Source organism: Tateyamaria sp. LSS28 (assembly GCF_059611725.1).
The window spans coordinates 608,256-627,036 of sequence record NZ_JCAPFI010000001.1 but is presented as its reverse complement, the minus strand read 5'-3'; the positions used below and the strand labels follow the sequence as shown (position 1 = coordinate 627,036).

General features: G+C 59.6%; 17 protein-coding genes. 12 read left to right on the top strand and 5 right to left on the bottom strand.

Going from position 1 to position 18,781, the window contains the following annotated elements:
- Positions 1-103: 103 nt before the first annotated feature.
- From AC53L6_RS03165 to AC53L6_RS03155, 3 genes are all read left to right on the top strand, one after another.
- Positions 104-1,282, top strand: coding sequence for an aminotransferase class I/II-fold pyridoxal phosphate-dependent enzyme (locus AC53L6_RS03165; RefSeq protein WP_299746210.1), 1,179 nt, complete (start codon positions 104-106; stop codon positions 1,280-1,282).
- 18 nt (positions 1,283-1,300) lie between these two features.
- Positions 1,301-4,192 (top strand): DNA translocase FtsK, encoded by a 2,892-nt coding sequence (locus AC53L6_RS03160; RefSeq protein WP_496906773.1) that lies wholly within the window; start codon positions 1,301-1,303, stop codon positions 4,190-4,192.
- Positions 4,193-4,288: 96 nt separating this feature from the next.
- On the top strand, positions 4,289-4,882 hold the full coding sequence (locus AC53L6_RS03155) for a LolA family protein (RefSeq protein ID WP_496906772.1): 594 nt from the start codon (positions 4,289-4,291) through the stop codon (positions 4,880-4,882).
- 9 nt (positions 4,883-4,891) lie between these two features.
- Here AC53L6_RS03155 and AC53L6_RS03150 read toward each other — a convergent pair whose 3' ends face one another.
- Positions 4,892-5,467, bottom strand: coding sequence for a transglycosylase SLT domain-containing protein (locus AC53L6_RS03150; protein WP_299202786.1), 576 nt, complete (start codon positions 5,465-5,467; stop codon positions 4,892-4,894).
- A gap of 69 nt (positions 5,468-5,536) precedes the next feature.
- Positions 5,537-6,418, bottom strand: a complete 882-nt coding sequence (locus AC53L6_RS03145; RefSeq protein WP_496906771.1) for an AEC family transporter — start codon at positions 6,416-6,418, stop codon at positions 5,537-5,539.
- 85 nt (positions 6,419-6,503) lie between these two features.
- Between AC53L6_RS03145 and hspQ the strand changes: the two genes are divergently transcribed.
- Complete coding sequence (hspQ, locus tag AC53L6_RS03140) at positions 6,504-6,830, top strand: heat shock protein HspQ (protein WP_299202780.1); 327 nt, start codon at positions 6,504-6,506, stop codon at positions 6,828-6,830.
- A gap of 39 nt (positions 6,831-6,869) precedes the next feature.
- On the opposite strand, the gene AC53L6_RS03135 is transcribed toward hspQ, so the two are convergent.
- From AC53L6_RS03135 to AC53L6_RS03125, 3 genes are all read right to left on the bottom strand, one after another.
- The gene (locus AC53L6_RS03135) at positions 6,870-8,444 is read right to left on the bottom strand and encodes a gamma-glutamyltransferase family protein (RefSeq protein WP_496906770.1); all 1,575 of its coding nucleotides are present in this window, start codon (positions 8,442-8,444) and stop codon (positions 6,870-6,872) included.
- A gap of 236 nt (positions 8,445-8,680) precedes the next feature.
- Positions 8,681-9,130, bottom strand: a complete 450-nt coding sequence (locus AC53L6_RS03130) for an ATP-binding protein (protein WP_299746206.1) — start codon at positions 9,128-9,130, stop codon at positions 8,681-8,683.
- A 29-nt stretch (positions 9,131-9,159) separates the two neighbouring features.
- Positions 9,160-9,498 carry an STAS domain-containing protein gene (locus AC53L6_RS03125; protein WP_299202772.1) on the bottom strand — a complete coding sequence of 113 codons (339 nt, stop codon included), beginning with the start codon at positions 9,496-9,498 and terminating at the stop codon, positions 9,160-9,162.
- A gap of 91 nt (positions 9,499-9,589) precedes the next feature.
- On the opposite strand from AC53L6_RS03125, the gene AC53L6_RS03120 reads away from it, so the two are divergent.
- The 8 genes from AC53L6_RS03120 to AC53L6_RS03085 all read left to right on the top strand — a co-directional run bounded on the left by AC53L6_RS03120 (position 9,590) and on the right by AC53L6_RS03085 (position 18,769).
- Positions 9,590-10,762, top strand: a complete 1,173-nt coding sequence (locus tag AC53L6_RS03120) for a thiolase family protein (protein WP_496906769.1) — start codon at positions 9,590-9,592, stop codon at positions 10,760-10,762.
- A gap of 72 nt (positions 10,763-10,834) precedes the next feature.
- Positions 10,835-11,287: a GAF domain-containing protein gene (locus AC53L6_RS03115; protein ID WP_496906768.1), complete on the top strand. Its 453-nt coding sequence runs from the start codon at positions 10,835-10,837 to the stop codon at positions 11,285-11,287.
- A 66-nt stretch (positions 11,288-11,353) separates the two neighbouring features.
- Positions 11,354-11,926: a helix-turn-helix domain-containing protein gene (locus AC53L6_RS03110; RefSeq protein ID WP_299600398.1), complete on the top strand. Its 573-nt coding sequence runs from the start codon at positions 11,354-11,356 to the stop codon at positions 11,924-11,926.
- On the top strand, positions 11,926-12,546 hold the full coding sequence (locus tag AC53L6_RS03105; protein WP_496906767.1) for a LysE family translocator: 621 nt from the start codon (positions 11,926-11,928) through the stop codon (positions 12,544-12,546). The genes AC53L6_RS03110 and AC53L6_RS03105 overlap by 1 nt, the downstream gene beginning before the upstream one ends.
- A gap of 1 nt (position 12,547) precedes the next feature.
- A complete protein-coding gene (locus AC53L6_RS03100) occupies positions 12,548-12,931 on the top strand; it encodes a GFA family protein (protein ID WP_496906766.1) in 384 nt (127 codons plus the stop codon).
- Between the two features lie 12 nt (positions 12,932-12,943).
- A complete protein-coding gene (locus AC53L6_RS03095; protein ID WP_496906765.1) occupies positions 12,944-15,388 on the top strand; it encodes a GcvT family protein in 2,445 nt (814 codons plus the stop codon).
- Positions 15,389-15,418: 30 nt separating this feature from the next.
- Positions 15,419-16,312 (top strand): homocysteine S-methyltransferase family protein, encoded by an 894-nt coding sequence (locus tag AC53L6_RS03090; RefSeq protein ID WP_496906764.1) that lies wholly within the window; start codon positions 15,419-15,421, stop codon positions 16,310-16,312.
- A 9-nt stretch (positions 16,313-16,321) separates the two neighbouring features.
- Complete coding sequence (locus AC53L6_RS03085; RefSeq protein ID WP_496906763.1) at positions 16,322-18,769, top strand: GcvT family protein; 2,448 nt, start codon at positions 16,322-16,324, stop codon at positions 18,767-18,769.
- Positions 18,770-18,781: the final 12 nt, after the last annotated feature.

Here is an 18,781-nt window from a genome sequence, read left to right as displayed (position 1 = left end):
CCACAAGGTGACGATTTGGCGTGGTTTTTCTGGACGAGGGAGTCACCCTTGGGGTACATTCAGGCAAACGGGGCGAAAATGATCCCGAACCTGAGGCAGTTTGATGAAGTTTCCCGAGCGGTTTTCGAACCTTCCGGCTTATGCGTTCCCGCGTTTGCGCGCCCTTTTGGATCATCACGATCCGGGCGGCGATGTCGTGCATATGACCATTGGGGAGCCGAAACATGCCTTTCCTGCTTGGGTCACGGATGTGATTGCCGAGCATGCGGCAGGGTTCAACAACTACCCCCCGAACGAAGGTTTGCCCGAGCTGCGGCAGTCGTTTTGTGATTGGCTGGGCCGCCGCTATGGCGTGTCGATGGATGCCGATGCGAATGTGATGCCGCTGAATGGGACGCGCGAGGGTCTTTACAATGCGGGGATGGCGCTTTGCCCCGAGGTGAAGAACGGACAACAGCCGGTCGTGCTGATGCCGAACCCGTTTTATCAGGTCTATATGCTCGCCGCGATTTCGGCGGGGGCGGAACCGGTGTTGGTGCCTGCCACGGCAGAGACGGGGCATTTGCCGGACTACACGGCGGTTGATCCGGAGATTCTGAACCGCACCGTTGCGTGTTACATGTGTTCGCCGGCGAACCCGCAGGGCGCTGTGGCGGGCAAGGATTACTGGCGGGACTTGATCGCGCTGGCCGAGAAGTACGATTTTCAGGTCTTTGCCGACGAGTGCTATTCCGAGATCTACCGTGATGTGCCGCCCGTGGGTGTTTTGGAGTGCATTGGTGATGCGGACCCCGAGCGTGTCGTGGCCTTTCATTCGCTGTCCAAGCGGTCGAACCTGCCTGGGTTGCGGTCCGGGTTCATCGTTGGTGGTCCTGCGACTATTCGCGAGGCCAAGCAGTTGCGCACCTATGCAGGCACACCGTTGCCTTCGCCGCTTCAACACGCGGCGGCGGCAGTTTGGGCGGATGAGGAGCATGTCATCCAGAACCGTGCGCAGTATCACGAGAAGTACGACATGGCCGATCGCATCCTAGGCAATGTGCCGGGATATATGTCGCCCGAAGCCGGTTTCTTCCTGTGGCTGCCTGTTGGCGATGGCGAGGCGGCGGCGTTGAAGTTGTGGAAAGAGACCGGCGTGCGGGTGCTGCCGGGCGCGTATCTGGCGCGTGAGATCGACGGGTTCAATCCCGGACATGAGTTTATCAGGGCTGCGCTTGTGGCCCCAAGGGCAGAGACGGAGCGGGGCCTGACGGCTATTCGTGACGTACTTTACGCCACATAAGAAAAGACGAGGCGAAGCATGGCATATCAGACACGGCGGGATCCGCTTTTTGACCACGGAATGCAGGCGGCGTTGGAAAAACGCGGACGCGAGTTGGTGGGCATTGGTCTGCTGATCGCGGGCCTGATGGCTGCGGCCATGATGCTGAGCTATACGCCGGACGATCCGAACTGGATGGCCTCGACCGACGCGCCGGTGCAGAACTGGCTGGGTCGTACGGGCGCCTCGATTGCCGCGCCACTGTTCATGATTGGCGGCTGGGGCGTGTTTGGCATTGCCATCGTGCTGATGGCATGGGGTGTGCGTTTTGGCTTGCATCTGGGGACCGAACGGGCGCTGGGTCGTTTGATCTTTGCCCCCATCGCGATTGCATTCGGGTCGATCTATGCCGCGACCCTGCAACCGGGTGACGTGTGGCAAGCGACCCACGGCTTCGGTCTGGGCGGTCTGTTCGGCGATACTGTCATGGCCTTTATCCTGACGGTTTTGCCTGTCGGGTCGAGTTTTACCGTCAAGTTGATGTCGTTGCTGATGGGCATTGGCATCGTGGTTTTTGGCGCCTTTGTTCTGGGCTTTACCCGGGTCGAGATTGCGCGTCTGGCCCGCTTCCTACTTGTCGGGTTGGTCGTGGTCTATGCCATGTTGATGACCGTTTTGGGTCGTGGTGCCAGCGGCGCGGTGCAGGCTGCACGTACCATGCAGGAACGTCAGGCAGAACGCCGTGCGGCGCGTGAGGCCGAGGCGGCAGAGGCCGAAGCCTATGCTGCTGCGGTTCCGCCGATGCCTGCCTATGATGAGCCGCTTGTCGAAGAGCCGACCAGACCCAGCCTGTTGTCGCGGATGCCTGCGCTGATCAAACGCCCCGATCAGATGCCGGATGAGATGCCTGAGCAGGAACTGATCGAGACCTACAGCGACGTGGATGTGGGCGAAGGTCCCGGAAACGAGCGGATCAAGACCAAGATTGCTGATGTGATCAAGGCGCGTGTGCGGTCGAACCCGGCCGTGCAGGCGGAAAGCGTCGCGCCATTGACCAAGGGCCGTGGGCGCGGACCGGATCCGCTGGTGCTGAACACCGCGTCACAACCGATCTTGCCGCCGGAACCGCCGTTGACCGCTGCCGCATCGCTTGGTCGTGCGGAACCACCTTTGACGGCTGCGCCCGGTGCATATGCGCCTGAGCCGGTACAAGACTATGCGCCTGAATCGGTGCAGGAGTACGTGCCGGAGCCGGAACAACTGGATGCACCCATTCCAGAACCTGTTGAAGCTGCCCCGGTCATTCCTGTGGCCGAGCCGCGCACAGTGGTTCATCAGCCGACCCGCAAGCCGGTGCAGCCCAGCACACGCGCGCAGTTGGAGGCACAGCCCAAGCTGAGCTTTGAGGACACCCATCCCGGTTTCGAATTGCCCCCTTTGAATCTGCTGGAAAGTCCCAGCGTCGTGCAGCGTCATCATCTGAGTGACGAGGCGTTGGAAGAAAACGCGCGGATGCTTGAGAACGTGCTGGATGATTACGGCGTGAAGGGCGAGATCGTTTCGGTCCGTCCCGGTCCCGTTGTCACCATGTACGAGTTGGAGCCTGCGCCCGGTTTGAAAGCCAGCCGTGTGATTGGTCTGGCCGATGACATCGCCCGGTCCATGGCCGCCCTGTCGGCCCGTGTGTCGACCGTGCCCGGCCGGTCCGTGATTGGTATCGAACTGCCGAACGAGAACCGCGAAAAGGTTGTGCTGCGCGAGATTCTTGCCAGCCGTGACTTTGGCGATGGCAACCAGAAGCTGCCGCTTGCCTTGGGTAAGGACATCGGTGGTGATCCGGTTGTGGCGAACCTGGCCAAGATGCCTCACCTTTTGATTGCTGGTACGACCGGGTCGGGTAAGTCGGTGGCGATCAACACGATGATCCTGTCGCTGCTGTATAAGCTGACGCCCGAGGAATGCCGGTTGATCATGATCGACCCGAAGATGCTGGAACTCAGCGTCTATGACGGTATTCCGCACCTTCTGTCCCCTGTTGTGACCGATCCGAAAAAGGCGGTTGTGGCCCTGAAATGGGTCGTGGGCGAGATGGAGGAACGCTATCGCAAGATGTCCAAGATGGGCGTGCGCAACATCGACGGCTACAATGGCCGGGTGAAAGAGGCGCTGGCCAAGGACGAGATGTTCAGCCGTACGGTGCAGACCGGGTTTGATGACGAGACGGGTGAACCCGTGTTCGAGACCGAGGAATTCGCGCCCGAGGCGATGCCCTATATCGTTGTCATCGTGGACGAGATGGCCGATCTGATGATGGTCGCGGGCAAGGAAATCGAGGCCTGCATCCAGCGTCTGGCACAGATGGCACGGGCCTCTGGTATTCACCTGATCATGGCGACACAGCGCCCGTCGGTCGATGTGATCACCGGGACGATCAAGGCGAACTTCCCGACGCGGATTTCGTTCCAGGTCACCTCGAAAATCGACTCGCGCACCATTCTGGGCGAGATGGGGGCCGAGCAGCTCTTGGGCATGGGTGACATGCTGTACATGGCTGGTGGTGCCAAGATCACGCGCTGTCACGGTCCGTTTGTGAGCGACGAAGAGGTCGAAGAGATCGTAAACCACCTCAAAGCCTTTGGCGCGCCGGACTATGTGTCGGGTGTTGTGGAAGGACCGCCCGAGGACAAGGAAAGCAACATTGACGCTGTTCTGGGTCTGGGTGGCAACACGGATGGCGAAGACGCGCTGTATGATCAGGCGGTGGCGATTGTGATCAAGGATCGCAAGTGCTCGACCTCGTACATCCAGCGGAAGCTGGCCATCGGCTATAACAAGGCGGCACGTCTGGTTGAGCAGATGGAGGACGAGGGTGTTGTCAGCTCAGCCAACCATGTGGGCAAGCGCGAAATTCTGGTGCCGGAACAGGGGTAAGCGGGGACCTGCCGTACCGTACGGCCTGTTGATATCGTATAACAGGCCGTCCCGGCCTATATCATCGCCAAGACAAAGATGTGAAAGGTGGGCGGTATGACCCTATGGACCCGGATTGCAGCGATTTCTGTCGCGGTGGTAACAGCGCAGGCCGCGTGGGCGGACAAGCTGCCGTTGAACGCGATTTCCAGCTATTTGAACGATTTGCGGACAGCGCAGGGGACGTTCACGCAGGTCAATGATGATGGGACTGTCGACACCGGCAATATCTATATCAAGCGGCCGGGCAAGATGCGATTTGAGTACAACGCGCCCAATGAAACGCTGATGATTGCGAGTGCGAACGCGGTTTACATCGTCGATTCCAAATCAAATCAACCGCCCGAAACCTATCCGCTGCGCCGCACGCCGTTGTCATTGATCCTCGCGCGGAATGTGAATCTGGGTCAGGCCAATATGGTGGTCGGCCATGACTTTGACGGCACGGCGACCGTTGTCACGGCGCAGGATCCCGAGCATCCGGAATACGGGAACATCGAAATGAAGTTCACGGGTAACCCGGTGCAATTGCGCCAATGGGTCGTGAATGACAGTGGTGGTGGTCAGACGACCGTTGTCCTGGGAGAGCTGCAAACAGGCGGCTCTCTCTCGAACCGCCTGTTTGATGCGCCGCGCCGGACGTCAAACTAGACCGGGGCCTTAGCAGGACCGCAGCTGCACCGCGTACTGATCGGACCGGGCATCAACCTCGCCCGCGACGCGCATCAGCCATGCCTTGTTGCGGTAGGTTCCGCGCGTATAGCCCGTGCGCCCTTCGTGATAGGCAAGGTACTGGTTGCGCGTGTCGCTGAGGGGAATGCCCAGCCGTGCGTTTGTTTCCGCCATATACCAACCCATGAAGTCTGTCGCGTCGCGGATGCGATCGCGGCGGGCCACACGCTTGCCGGTGGATGTGCGGTATTCATCCCACGTCCCATCAAGGGCCTGACTGTAGCCGAAGGCGCTGGAAATGCGGCCCGTGGGGATCACCCCGGCTGCATAGCGGTACGGGGGCCGCGCGTCCGATATGAATTTGCTTTCCTGGTAGATCGTTGCCATCTGCACGTGCACCGGCACGCCGTATTTGCGTTCAACCGCCTTGAAGGCGCGAAGGTATTCAGGGCGCTCACGGACAATGGAACAGGCGTTGTCCAGCTGGTTGGGGGCCGTACCCGACCCGCCACCACAGCTGGCAGCCAAAAGAACCAAAGCCATTGCGCGAAAGAGTCTGCTCATCTGCCTCACTCGCTTTTATGTTTTTTTGTTAGTTTACAGGAAAATGAGCCGCGTGGAAAACACGTTTTGTCAAAGCACAAGCGCAAGGATCACAGGAAGTGCCGCGACTGCCATCAGCGTGGAGGCAACGACGAGGCCCGCGACCTTTTCGGACTGCGCGCCGTACTTTTCCGCAAGCAGATAGGATGTCACGGCAACGGGCGTGGCGACCTGAAGAACCAGCACGCCAAAGGCAACTGGATCAAGGGCAAAGAACCGTCCAACCCCCCATGCAATGCCCGTGCACAGGGTCAGCTTGATGGCGGACAGCCCCGCGGCTTGCAGCATCCCCTTGGTCGACAGCCGGGCCACGGCGACGCCCAGTGTGATCAACATCATCGGGATCGCCATTTGCCCGATCAGATCAAGCGTGTTGGTGAGGAAGGTGGGTGTCTGCCAGCCCTGCCACAGAAACAGCGCGCCCAGAACAGTGCTCCACACCAGTGGTTCGCGCAGCACCTTGCCGAATGCACCGGCTCCCGCCACGAGCCATATACCATAGGTGTATGACCAGAGCGCCATGATGGCGAAGACGATGATCGCGTAGCTGAGTCCGACATCGCCGAACGCAAAAAGGGCGAGGGGCAGGCCCAGATTTCCGGTGTTTCCAAAGATCAGGGGGGCGGCATATGTGCGCGTGTTCAGACGCGCGATGCGCACCAGTGCCAACATGACCACAGTGACCGCGGCGTAGGCGACGACCGATGCAACTGACAGGGTTCCCAAGGCGACCGGATCAATCTTTGTTTGCATCAGGGAGACGAAGATGAGGCAAGGCAATGAGAGGGTCATGGCCAACTGCGTGACGAACTGAATACGGTATTCCAGGCCGACCTTAACCCATGTGAAACCGATGCCTGCGAGCAGGAAAACGGGGGCGACGATTTGGAGGACTGTTAAGGTTAGGTTCACAAACTGTTTCCAGCGAAATTGTGCTCAATTATTGGACAAGTGTCCCTTGCACCGTGTAGTCACGTGCCGTAGGGGGCGCAATGTTATGCTTAGAACACGCGCAAAATATCATCTGGGCCAGGTGGTCCGTCACAAGAAGCACCCCTTTCGCGGGGTGATCTTTGATGTGGACCCCGAGTTTTCGAATACCGAAGAGTGGTACGAGGCGATTCCAGAGGACAGCCGTCCAAAAAAGGCCCAGCCGTTCTATCACCTGCTGGCTGAGAATGATCAAAGCTACTATGTGGCTTATGTGTCCGAGCAGAACCTTGTTGCTGACTATTCCGGGGAGCCAGTGGATCACCCAGACATTCCGGACCTGTTTGGTCCGTTTGAAGACGGATCCTATCCGTTGCACTTCCAGCTGAATTGACCTGCGGGGTGGAGGACACCTCCGCCTTACACTGTCAGCCTAGTAGCCAAGTGCGCACCCGTCCTTGCGCGGATCACTGGCCCCTTCGAGCACGCCATCGTCCCGGATCAGGATGGCCTGCGCGCCGCCGATGGCGGTATCCGGGATACTGACATTGTGACCCAAATCGCCGAGTTCTGATCTGACCTGATCGGAATAGCCCCGCTCGACCTTCATATCGCCCGCGTCCGAGAAGGCGCGCGGTGCGTCGATTGCCGTTTGCGGGTCGAGGCCGAAATCCGTGAGGTTCGAGACAAAGCGCGCGTGCCCGTTGGGCTGGTATGCCCCGCCCATCACGCCGAAGGGCATGATCGGTTTTCCGTTCTTGGCCAGCATCCCTGGGATGATGGTGTGCATCGGACGTTTTCCGCCCTTCAGTTCGTTCGGGTGCCCTTCTTCCAGTGTGAACCCAGCGCCTCGGTTCTGGAACAGAATACCGAACTTGTCGCTGGCAATGCCTGATCCGAACCCATGGAAGATCGAGTAGATCAGTGAGACGGCCATACCGTCGCGATCCACGACGGTGATATAGATCGTGTCCTTGTGCACCTGTTCGCTGAGCGTTGTGGCATTCGGCATTGCCTTGCCGGGGTCGATCAGCGCAGCGAGCTGTGTCGCTGTTTCCGGCGACATCATATGATCCATGCGGTTGGCATAATCCGCATCTGCGATGAAGCGGTTGCGCGCGTCGTAGGCCAGTTTGGCGGCTTCCGCTTCGATATGCGCACGCTGGGTGCCCCATGGGTCCATATCCGCGACGTCAAAATGTTTGAGGATATTGAGCATCAGATTCGCTGTTGCGCCTTGCCCGTTTGCCGGATGTTCGATCAGGTCCCGACCCTGATAGCTGCTGCTGATCGGCGTGGTGTCTGTGCATTTGGTCGACGCGAAATCTTCTGCGGTGTGCTTGCCGCCCAAGGCGTTGAGGGTGGCCAGCATGTCTTCGGCCACCTCTCCACCATAGAAGGCGTCGCGCCCGTTTTTGGCGATGCGGCGCAGCACGTCGGCCTGCTTGGGGGCCGCAAACATCTGGCCGGTTGTCGGGACAGCGCCGTTTACAAGGTAAGTGTCGCGGGCAGACCCTTGGAGGACGGCTTGGTCTTTGGCCCAGTCAAAGGCGACTCGGAGGGCGACAGGGACGCCGGTTTCGGCGTAGTGGATTGCAGGCGCCAGAATGCGGTCGAGGCCCAATCGACCGACGCGGTCGGACAGGGTGCAGAACGCATCTATGGCGCCTGGAATGGTGACTGCATGCGCGCTGTAGGGTGGGACGGTTGTTTCGCCGGTGGCCCGCAACTCGGCGGCTTCGAGCGTCATGGGTGCGCGACCTGACCCGTTGAGGGAATGCATATTGCCGTCAGTATCAGACCAAAGGACGAAACAGTCACCGCCGATCCCGGTCATCTGCGGCTCACAGATGCCCAGCAAGATGGCCCCGGCAATGGCCGCGTCCATGGCGTTTCCGCCAGCTTTCAGGATTTCTACGGCTGTTTGGGCTGCAAGCGGGTGCGACGTGGCGCACATGCCGGACGATGCAAGAACAGGTGAACGGCCGGGCAGGTGAAAGTCGCGCATGGAAATCCCCATAGTCAGATTGCACCGGGCAACCTAACTGTCGCAGATGCCTTGTCCACAGAAGAATGGGGGAGAGAAGATCCTCGGTGCCGCGCACTGGGTGGGGGCAATTACACGCGACACCGAGGGAAGCTATTTGCAGCTACGGGTACTGGTATGCCGGTGGATTCGGGCAGGATTATGGTCGGCGGGAGGCTGTTTTGCGGAATCATCGCGCAGGGCGCGCGACCGACGGCCTATGCCAGGGCAACAGCAAGTCGAAGCTGCAGCTGGTTTTCTGTATCCTGTCGCTGATAGGTGACGTCCTTGGCCAGATCCTTGATCAGGAACCATCCGAACCCGCCTTCCGGCATGTCACAGAAGTCAACATCAATATCTGCGGCACCACCTACGGGGGTCTGGCCATCTGGCATTGCCCGCCCCGAATCCACGACTGTCAAATGTAGCCCGTCCGATGCATGGGCGCATGTGATATCAATCGGCCCACTCCCTTCGTCTTCGGGATAGGCGTGTTCGACAATATTGTTGAGCGCCTCTGCCATAACCAGCTCAACCGTTCCTGCCTCTTCTACATCAAGCGACAGGGGTTTCAGACCATCAAGCAGTTGGCCGAGCGCCGTTCTTACGGCCATCTGACCACTCACCACCGAAATATGAAATGCAGGCAAGAATGTTGTGCGGGTCATCGAACGGACTTCCATCTGGGTCGACAAAGTTAGGTCTTCAGCTCGGCAATCGCCCCGTCAAGTGTGGGGAAAACCGGGAAAACACTGTCCATCCGTGTCAGGCGAAACACTTTTTCCACGGTCGGCGTCAGGCCAGCGAGGGCCAATTTGCGTGATTGACCCATCTGTTTCATCGCGGCGACGATTGCGCCCAGGCCACTCGAATCGATGAACTGCACCTCGCTCAGGTCCAGAACGACGGTGTCGTCGCCGCTATCGGTGGCACTGCGCATCGCTTCCTTGAACTCGATGGCCACTGCCGCGTCGATTCGGCTACCATGTACAGACACCACTTGTAGGCTGTCTTCTGATCTGCTGCGAAGATCCATGCGCGCCCTCTTGCAATTCTCTGGTTACATTGTCTGTCTAGGTCGCAAACCTTACTATTCAGTTGCTACCTTCTGACAGGAGTCCCAAAGCATGAAACCAGTTGTGATCGCCGGAGCATCGCGTACCCCCATGGGCGGGTTTCAGGGCGCATTGTCAGACATGTCGGCTTCGGCCCTCGGAGGTATCGCGGTCAAGGCCGCGATGGACGGTGCTGGTGTGTCGACCGTGGACGAGGTGTTGATGGGCTGCGTGTTGCCTGCCGGTCAAGGGCAAGCCCCGGCGCGTCAGGCCGGGTTCGCTGCGGGTTTGGCCGAAGATGTTCCGGCAACGACGCTTAACAAGATGTGTGGTTCGGGAATGAAAGCGGCGATGATGGCCTTTGACCAGATCGCGCTGGGCCATGCTGACACCATGGTGGCTGGCGGGATGGAGAGCATGACAAACGCGCCGTACATGCTGCCCAAGATGCGAGGCGGCGCGCGTTTGGGGCATGGGCAGGTGGTTGATCACATGTTTCTGGATGGCCTTGAGGACGCCTATGACAAGGGCCGGTTGATGGGCACCTTTGCCGAAGACTGTGCTGAAACCTACCAGTTCACCCGTGAGATGCAGGATCAATACGCCCTCGCTTCCCTGAGCCGCGCGCAAACGGCCATTCAAACCGGAGCTTTCGCGGGCGAAGTGACACCGGTTGAAATCTCAACCCGCAAGGGCTCGGTGACGGTGGACGCGGACGAACAACCGGGCAGTGCAAGGCCTGACAAAATCCCGCACCTGAAACCGGCCTTTCGGGATGGCGGTACCGTGACAGCGGCCAACTCGTCCTCCATCTCGGACGGGGCCGCTGCGCTTGTTCTGGCGTCCGAAGAGATCGCTGAGGCGCAAAACATGAGCGTGCGGGCTCGTGTCCTCGGTCATGCAAGCCACGCCCAGGCGCCCGGTTTGTTCACCACGGCGCCTGTGCCTGCTGCGCAAAAGCTGCTGGATCGCATCGGTTGGAAAAAGGACGACGTAGACCTGTGGGAGGTGAACGAGGCCTTTGCGGTGGTGCCGCTTGCGTTCATGCGTGAAATGGGGCTCGACCACGAGGTTGTGAATGTAAACGGCGGCGCGTGCGCTCTGGGTCATCCGATCGGTGCATCTGGCGCACGCATCGTTGTGACGCTGCTGAACGCGCTTGAAAAACGGAACCTCAAACGTGGCGTTGCAGCGATCTGTATCGGTGGTGGCGAAGGAACGGCCATCGCCATAGAGCGCGTCTGAGTTTCTTTTGACTGAAAATACCACGGGGTTTGGGGCAGCGCCCCAGTCCTGCCCGACCAAGGGGAGGTGCCAGTGCCAGATTACAACCTGCTTGCCAAAACGATCCAAAGCTTGACCGAAGGCGAGGACGATCCGATCGCTTTGATGGCGACGGTTGCTTGCGAAGTGCATCACAGTGACGACCGTTTCGATTGGACCGGGTTCTATCGCGTGACGGGACCCGAGATGTTGAAGATCGGCCCCTATCAAGGCGGGCATGGCTGCCTGCAAATTCCATTCTCACGCGGCGTATGCGGCGCGGCGGCGCGGACGGGCGAGGTGCAATTGGTAGCGGATGTGGATGCCTTCCCGGGCCACATAGCCTGTGCCAGTTCCACCCGCTCCGAGCTTGTGCTGCCGGTCAAGGCGGCCACTGGAGACCTGATCGCCGTTTTCGACATCGACAGTGATCAATCGGATGCCTTCACACAGAGCGATGCCGATGCCTTGGCCGTGATTCTTGGGAATGTTTTTGCCCGCACGTGAAAATCTATCTTGATTTTTCATTTTGACTTCCCTTACGTGAAATTCTGAAAGGGAATTTCACGGCTCATGCTGCAATCAGACCCAACCATTGCCCATAGCCTTGGCGCGGACCTGCGTGCCTTGCGCAAGGCACGTGGGCTGACATTGCAGGATTTGGCGGACGCATTGGGTCGATCCGTGGGGTGGGTCAGCCAGGTGGAGCGTGATCTGTCCGAGCCGTCGATCACCGATTTGCGCCACATCGCGGCCGAGTTGGACATTGCCGTATCGACCCTGTTTCGCCGGGGCGCGGCCCCTGCCAACGAAGAGGGTTATGTCGTCCGCAGCGGTGCACGGCGGCCCATCGGATCACGTACGGCAGGATTGGTCGAAGAGTTGCTGTCACCCGACCTGACAGATGATTTCGAGATGGTGCATTCGACCTTTGAGCCGCATAGCGAGATTGCCCAAGCCGTCACCCGCCCGACGCAAGAGGTGGGATATCTGATCTCTGGCCGTCTGGACCTTGAAATTGCCGGCCAGACCTATGCCATCGCACCGGGCGACAGCTTCCGCATCCGGGGCGAACCCTTTCGCTGGAAAAACCCCTATGACGCGCCTGCGGTCGCGATCTGGGTCATTGCGCCGCCGGTGTACTGATGTCGTTCGAAGCCTGGGCCATATTCGCGATGTTTTGGGTGGTGTTTGTCACCACGCCCGGCCCAAACGCTGTCAATTGCATCAACAACGGCATGACCCTGGGTTTTCGTCGGTCGGTCCCCGGCATTCTTGCGATCCTGACGCAGGCGCTGCTGTTTCTCATCTTGTCGGCGGCGGGCATTACGGCCCTCATTGCCGCTTCTCCAACTGCGTTTTTTGTCGCGAAGCTGATCGGAGCAGGCTTCCTGATTTATCTCGGCGTTCGTGGTTGGCTTGCGGCCCGGACGCCACCCAAACTAGCCGTCCAATCGGGTAAATCCGTTTATGCCCGGGCTTTCGCAATTGCGACGATCAACCCCAAGAGCGTGGCGGGCTATCTTGCTGCCTTTTCGCAGTTTGTGCAGCCAGACGTGCCTGTCTGGGATCAGATGTGGCAGATCATTCCAACGGCTTTGACGATCACCGCGCTCAGCTATTCGGGCTTCACCGCATTGGGTGCAGGTATCGGACGGGCTGCCATCGGTGCGGTGTTCAATGTTTGGGTGCGGCGCGCCATGGCCGCCTGCTTTGTCGCCTACGGCTTGCTTTTGGGCACATCGGCAACACCGGGGAGGTCTTAAGATGACAACGGGAAGCTGTCTGTGTGGCGGTGTTGCCTACGCGCTTTCGGATAAGTTGCGCAATTCGGTTGCCTGCCACTGCCTGCAATGCCGGAAGACCAGCGGCCACTATGTCTCTGCAACACAAGTGGCCGGCGACCAGCTTGAGATCACGCGCGATGCCACATTGGTCTGGTACCAGTCTTCGCCCAAGGCCCAACGTGGCTTTTGCAGCCACTGCGGTTCGTCCCTGTTCTGGCGACATGAGGACGATGGCGGTGCCGTGTCTGTCATGTCGGGGACGTTGGACGGGCCGACCGGGATCACCACGGAAAAACACATCTTTGTCGCCGACAAGGGCGACTATTACGACATTGCGGATGGACGTCCGCAACACGACCAATAGGGAGCTATTCAAATGGCAGATTTTCCAACAACGGCCCGCGTGGTCATCATCGGGGGCGGCGTCGTCGGCACCTCGACCTTGTACCATCTGGCCAAGGCAGGTTGGACCGATTGCGTTCTGCTTGAGAAAAATGAGCTGACGGCAGGCTCGACCTGGCATGCGGCAGGCAACTGCCCGAACTTCTCGTCCTCCTGGGCCGTGATGAACATGCAGCGCTACGGGCTGGAGATGTATCGGACCCTGGCTGATGACGTCGACTACCCGATGAATTACCACGTCACCGGCGCGATCCGCCTCGCCCACTCGAAAGAGCGGATGCAGGAGTTTGAGCGGGTCGCAGGTATGGGCCGCTATCAGGGCCTTGAGATGCAGATGTGCACGCCGGATGAACTCAAAGAGTTCAACCCGTTCATGGAGACGCACGATCTCGCCGGTGGTCTTTGGGATCCGCTGGACGGTGACATTGATCCGGCACAGTTGACACAGGCCTTGGCTAAGGGTGCGCGTGATGCCGGTGGACGCATCGAGCGCTTCTGCCCCGTCATTGGCCTCGACCGCGATGGCGACGAGTGGATCGTGAAAACCGAGAAGGGCGAAATTCGCGCTGAATACGTCGCCAACTGTGCCGGCTACTACGCGCAGCGCGCCGGTGAGATGTTCAAGCCATTTGGCGGACGCACCGTGCCCATGGTGGTCATGTCGCACCAGTACTTCCTGACGGAAGAGATCCCCGAACTGGCCGAGTGGACCAAGGAAAAAGGTCACAAGATGCCGATGATCCGCGACGTGGACATCAGCTATTACCTGCGTCAGGACAAGAACGGTCTGAACCTTGGGCCTTACGAGCGGAACTGTAAGGCGCATTGGGTGACGCCTGACGATCCGATGCCAGAGGACTTCAGCTTCCAGCTTTATCCCGACGATCTGGAACGTCTTGAATTCTACATCGAGGACGCGATGGAACGTGTGCCTGCACTGGGCACTGCTGGCGTTGGCCGCAACATCAACGGCCCGATTCCATACGCCCCTGACGGGCTGCCAATGATTGGCCCAATGCCCGGCGTTAAAAACGCGTTTGAGGCGCATTCCTTTACATTCGGCATCGCCCAAGGTGGTGGTGCAGGCAAGACGCTGGCCGAGTGGATCATGCATGGCGAGACCGAGTGGGACATGTGGGCGGTTGACCCGCGCCGCTACACCGACCACGCCGATCACGACTATTGCCTGTCGAAAGCGCTGGAAACATACGGTCACGAATACGCGATGCACTTCCCGCATCACGAATGGCCTGCCGGACGGAACAAGAAACTGTCACCGAACCATGACCGTCTCGTGGCTGATGGGGGCCAGATGGGCGCCTATAACGGCTGGGAACGGGCCAACTGGTTTGCAAAAGAAGGTGATGACACGTCCGAAGAAGCTACGCAGTCATGGAACCGCAACGGCCCTTGGGAAGCTCGCATCAAGGACGAAGTCGAAGCCATCCGCGATGGCGTCGGCGTCATCGATATGTGCGGCTTCTCGCGTTACGCCCTTAAGGGTGCGGGTGCGGCAGAGTTCTTGCGGACACAGATCACCGGCGCACTGCCCAAAGCGGGCCGGATGAACCTGTCCTACTTTGCCGACAGCCGTGGCCGTATCCTGACCGAAGTATCGGTGATCCGGCATGGTGAGGATGACTTCACTATCATGACCGCTGCTGTTGCGCAGTGGCACGATTTTGAACTGCTTGCCAGCCGTGCGCCCGAAGGTGTTGAGCTGACGGACCTGTCCAAAGAGGTCACCACCATGTTGGTCACCGGGCCCAAATCGCGGGACCTGTTTGCCGATATCTCGGACGCGGACCTGTCCTTGGGCTGGTTGACGCACCAATCCGCCACGGTGGCTGGCGTGCCTGTTGCCATGGCCCGCGTGTCCTTTGTAGGTGAGCTGGGCTGGGAAGTGCACGCACCAACCGATCAGGCGGCCAAGGTCTATGAAGCGATCCGCGATGCCGGGGCCACGCCGTTTGGCATGTATGCGCTGAACTCCATGCGGCTCGAGAAAAGCTATCGGACTTGGAAGGGCGACTTGTCGACCGACTACACCATGTTCGAAGGTGGCTTGGAGCGCTTTGTGCGTCTCGACAAGCCGCAGGATTTCCCTGGCAAGGCCGCGCTTCAAGCCGAGAAACAGCAAGGGTCAAAGAAGCGCTTTGTCACCATGTTGGTCGAGGCCGGTGATCAGGACACGCCCTACATGTCCACCGTCTGGAACGGCGACGAGGTTGTCGGCGAAACCACATCCGGCGCGTGGGGCTATCGGATCAATGCATCTATCGCCTTGGGCGTGGTGCGCAACGATCTTGCCGTTCCTGGCACCGAGCTAGAGGTCGAAATGTATGGCAAACGCTACAAGGCAGTCGTGCAGACGGACCAGCCGTTGTGGGACCCTGAAAACGAACGGCTGCGGGCGTGATCGTTTTTGGATTTTTTTCGGAGCTGACGGATGGCTGAGATCACATTGTTGGATGGTGGGATGGGGCAGGAACTTGTGCATCGCGCAGGGGACAAGCCCACGCCGCTTTGGTCGACGCAGATCATGCTGGATCATCCGGGCTTGGTCACGCAGGTGCATGCGGATTTTTTTGCCGCGGGCGCCACGATAGCGACCACCAACAGCTACGCCATTCATCACGACCGTCTGACAGATACTCCGGTGGAGGGCGCGTTTACAGCCCTGCACCAAAGTGCCTTGTTCGAGGCGCGGGCTGCACGGCGTGCCCACGGCTCGGGCCGTATCGCCGGGGCCATTGGTCCATTGCGTGCGAGTTACCGGCCCGACCTGCATCCGGATTCGGATGTTGCCGTACCACTTTTTGCAGAAGTGGCGAACCTGCTGGCCCCGTCCAGTGACCTGCTGATCTGCGAAACTGTAGCGTCGCTTGCCCATGCGCAAGATGTGCTCGCAGGGACCGTGCCAACAGGCAAACCCGTTTGGCTGGCCCTCACCGTTGAGGATCGAGGCGGCGGCAAGCTGCGCTCGGGCGAAGACGTTGCAGATGTAGTACCCATCGCACGCGGCCGCGCCAGTGCAGTGCTGATCAATTGTTCCGCGCCCGAGGCCATTCCCGCAGCACTGGCCGGGCTCAAGGGTCTGGATGTGCCTATCGGTGCCTATGCCAACGGGTTCGAACAGATCACCTCCGATTTTCTTGAAGACAAACCCACGGTCGACAGCCTGTCGGCCCGGCGCGACTTCACTCCCGCTCTCTATGCTGACCACGTGATGTCGTGGATCGATGCAGGCGCCACCATCGTGGGCGGCTGTTGCGAGGTTGGCCCCGCCCATATCGCTGAAATCGCCCGACGCCTGAAAGCCGCCGGGCATGTAATCGTCTGAGGATGTACTATGCCTGATCTTCCCTCCAACGCCCGCGTTGTCATCATTGGTGGTGGCGTCATTGGCTGTTCGGTTGCCTATCACCTGACCAAGCTTGGGTGGAAAGACGTGGTGCTGCTTGAACGCAAGCAGCTGACATCCGGCACGACATGGCATGCCGCTGGCCTGATTGCGCAGCTGCGCGCGACGGCCAACATGACTAAGCTGGCCCGCTATTCGCAGGAACTCTATGGAGAGTTGGAAGCTGAAACCGGTGTTGCCACAGGCTTCAAACGCGTGGGGTCGATCACGGCGGCCTTGACCGATGAGCGGCTTGAAGAACTGCGCCGTCAGGCAGGGATGGCGCGATCCTTTGGTGTGGATGTTGAGGAAATCTCGCCGACTGAAGTGAAAGCGCGCTATGAGCATATGAACATCGACGGTGTGACCGGCGGCGTGTACTTGCCACTCGACGGTCAGGGCGACCCGGCCAATATCGCGCTGGCATTGGCCAAGGGCGCGCGTCAGAACGGGGCCAAAGTGCAGGAGCGCGTGGCCGTCACCAACGTCGTGCGCGAGGGCCGCAAGGTCACAGGCGTGGACTGGAAAGGTGAGGATGGCAGTGATGGCCGCATCGCCTGCGATATGATCGTGAACTGTGCGGGCATGTGGGGCCATGAGGTTGGCCGCATGGCGGGCGTGAACGTGCCGCTGCAGGCCTGCGAACACTTTTACATTGTCACCGAGTCCATCAAGGATTTGAAGCAGCTGCCCGTGCTGCGTATTCCGGACGAATGCGCGTATTATAAGGAAGATGCGGGTAAGATTCTGCTGGGAGCCTTTGAGCCCAATGCCAAGCCATGGGCTGTTGGCGGCATTCCGAAGGATTTTGAATTCGACCAGTTGCCCGAGGATTTTGACCATTTCGAGCCCATCCTTGAGGCTGCGGTCAACCGTCTGCCGATGCTGGCCGAGGCAGGCATTCACACATTCTTTAACGGGCCTGAGTCCTTTACGCCTGACGACGCCTATCACCTTGGCCTTGCGCCCGAGATGGACAATGTCTGGGTCGCTTGCGGCTTCAACTCCATCGGCATCCAATCGGCTGGCGGTGCTGGCATGGCACTTGCGCAGTGGATGGAAGATGGCGACAAGCCCTTTGATCTGGGTGACGTGGACATCAGCCGGATGCAGCCGTTCCAGGGCAACAAAACCTATCTGGCCGAGCGGTCCACGGAAACACTGGGCCTGCTTTACGCCGATCACTTCCCCTTCCGTCAGAAGGCGACTGCTCGTGGTGTTCGCCGCTCCCCTTTCCACGGGCACTTGATGGAGCGTGGCGCGGTGATGGGCGAATTCGCTGGTTGGGAGCGTGCCAACTGGATCGCGCGAGCCGGTCAAACGCCGGAATACGAGTACAGCTGGAGCCGCCAGAACTTCTTTGACAACGTGCGCGAAGAGCACATGGCGATCCGTCAGAACGTGGGCATGTATGACATGTCGTCGTTCGGTAAGATCCGTGTCGAAGGGCGCGATGCTGAGGCGTTCATGAACTACGTGGGCGGCGGCAACTATTCGGTGCCAAATGGCAAGATTGTCTATACCCAGTTCCTCAATAATCGCGGCGGGATCGAGGCGGATGTGACCGTCACACGACTGACCGAGACCGCCTATCTGGTGGTGACACCGGCAGCGACGCGTTTGGCGGATCAGACTTGGATGGAACGCCATGTGGGTGACTTCAACGTGGTGGTCACTGATGTGACCCCGGGCGAAGGTGTTCTGGCCGTGATGGGCCCGCGTTCGCGCGAGTTGCTGAACGCGGTATCGCCTGCGGACCTGTCAAACGAGACGAACCCCTTTGGCACCGCACAGCAGATTGAGATCGGCATGGGCCTCGCCCGTATCCATCGCGTGACTTACGTGGGTGAGCTGGGCTGGGAGGTCTACGTTTCCTCCGACATGGCGGGTCATGTGTTTGAAACGCTGTATGATGCCGGTCAAGACATGGGGCTAAAACTGTGCGGCATGCACATGATGGATACCTGCCGGATCGAAAAGGGCTTCCGCCACTTTGGCCATGATATAACTTGCGAAGACCATGTGATGGAGGCGGGCCTTGGCTTTGCCGTGAAGAAGGACAAACCGTCCTTCATCGGGCGTGACGCGGTGCTGCGTAAGCAGGACGAGGGGCTGTCCAACCGCATGCTGCAGTTCAAACTGACAGACCCGGAACCGCTGCTCTATCACAACGAGCCGATTGTGCGGGATGGCGAGATCGTGGGCTACCTGACTTCGGGTGCTTATGGCCACCATCTGGGCGGGGCCATGGGCCTTGGATACGTGCCGTGCAAGGGCGAAGCTGCGGCGGATGTTCTGGCCTCGGCCTACGAGATCGACGTGGCCGGTACACGCGTGCGGGCAGAAGCATCGTTGAAGCCGATGTATGACCCGAAATCCGAGCGCGTGAAGGCGTGACGCCACGTTGAT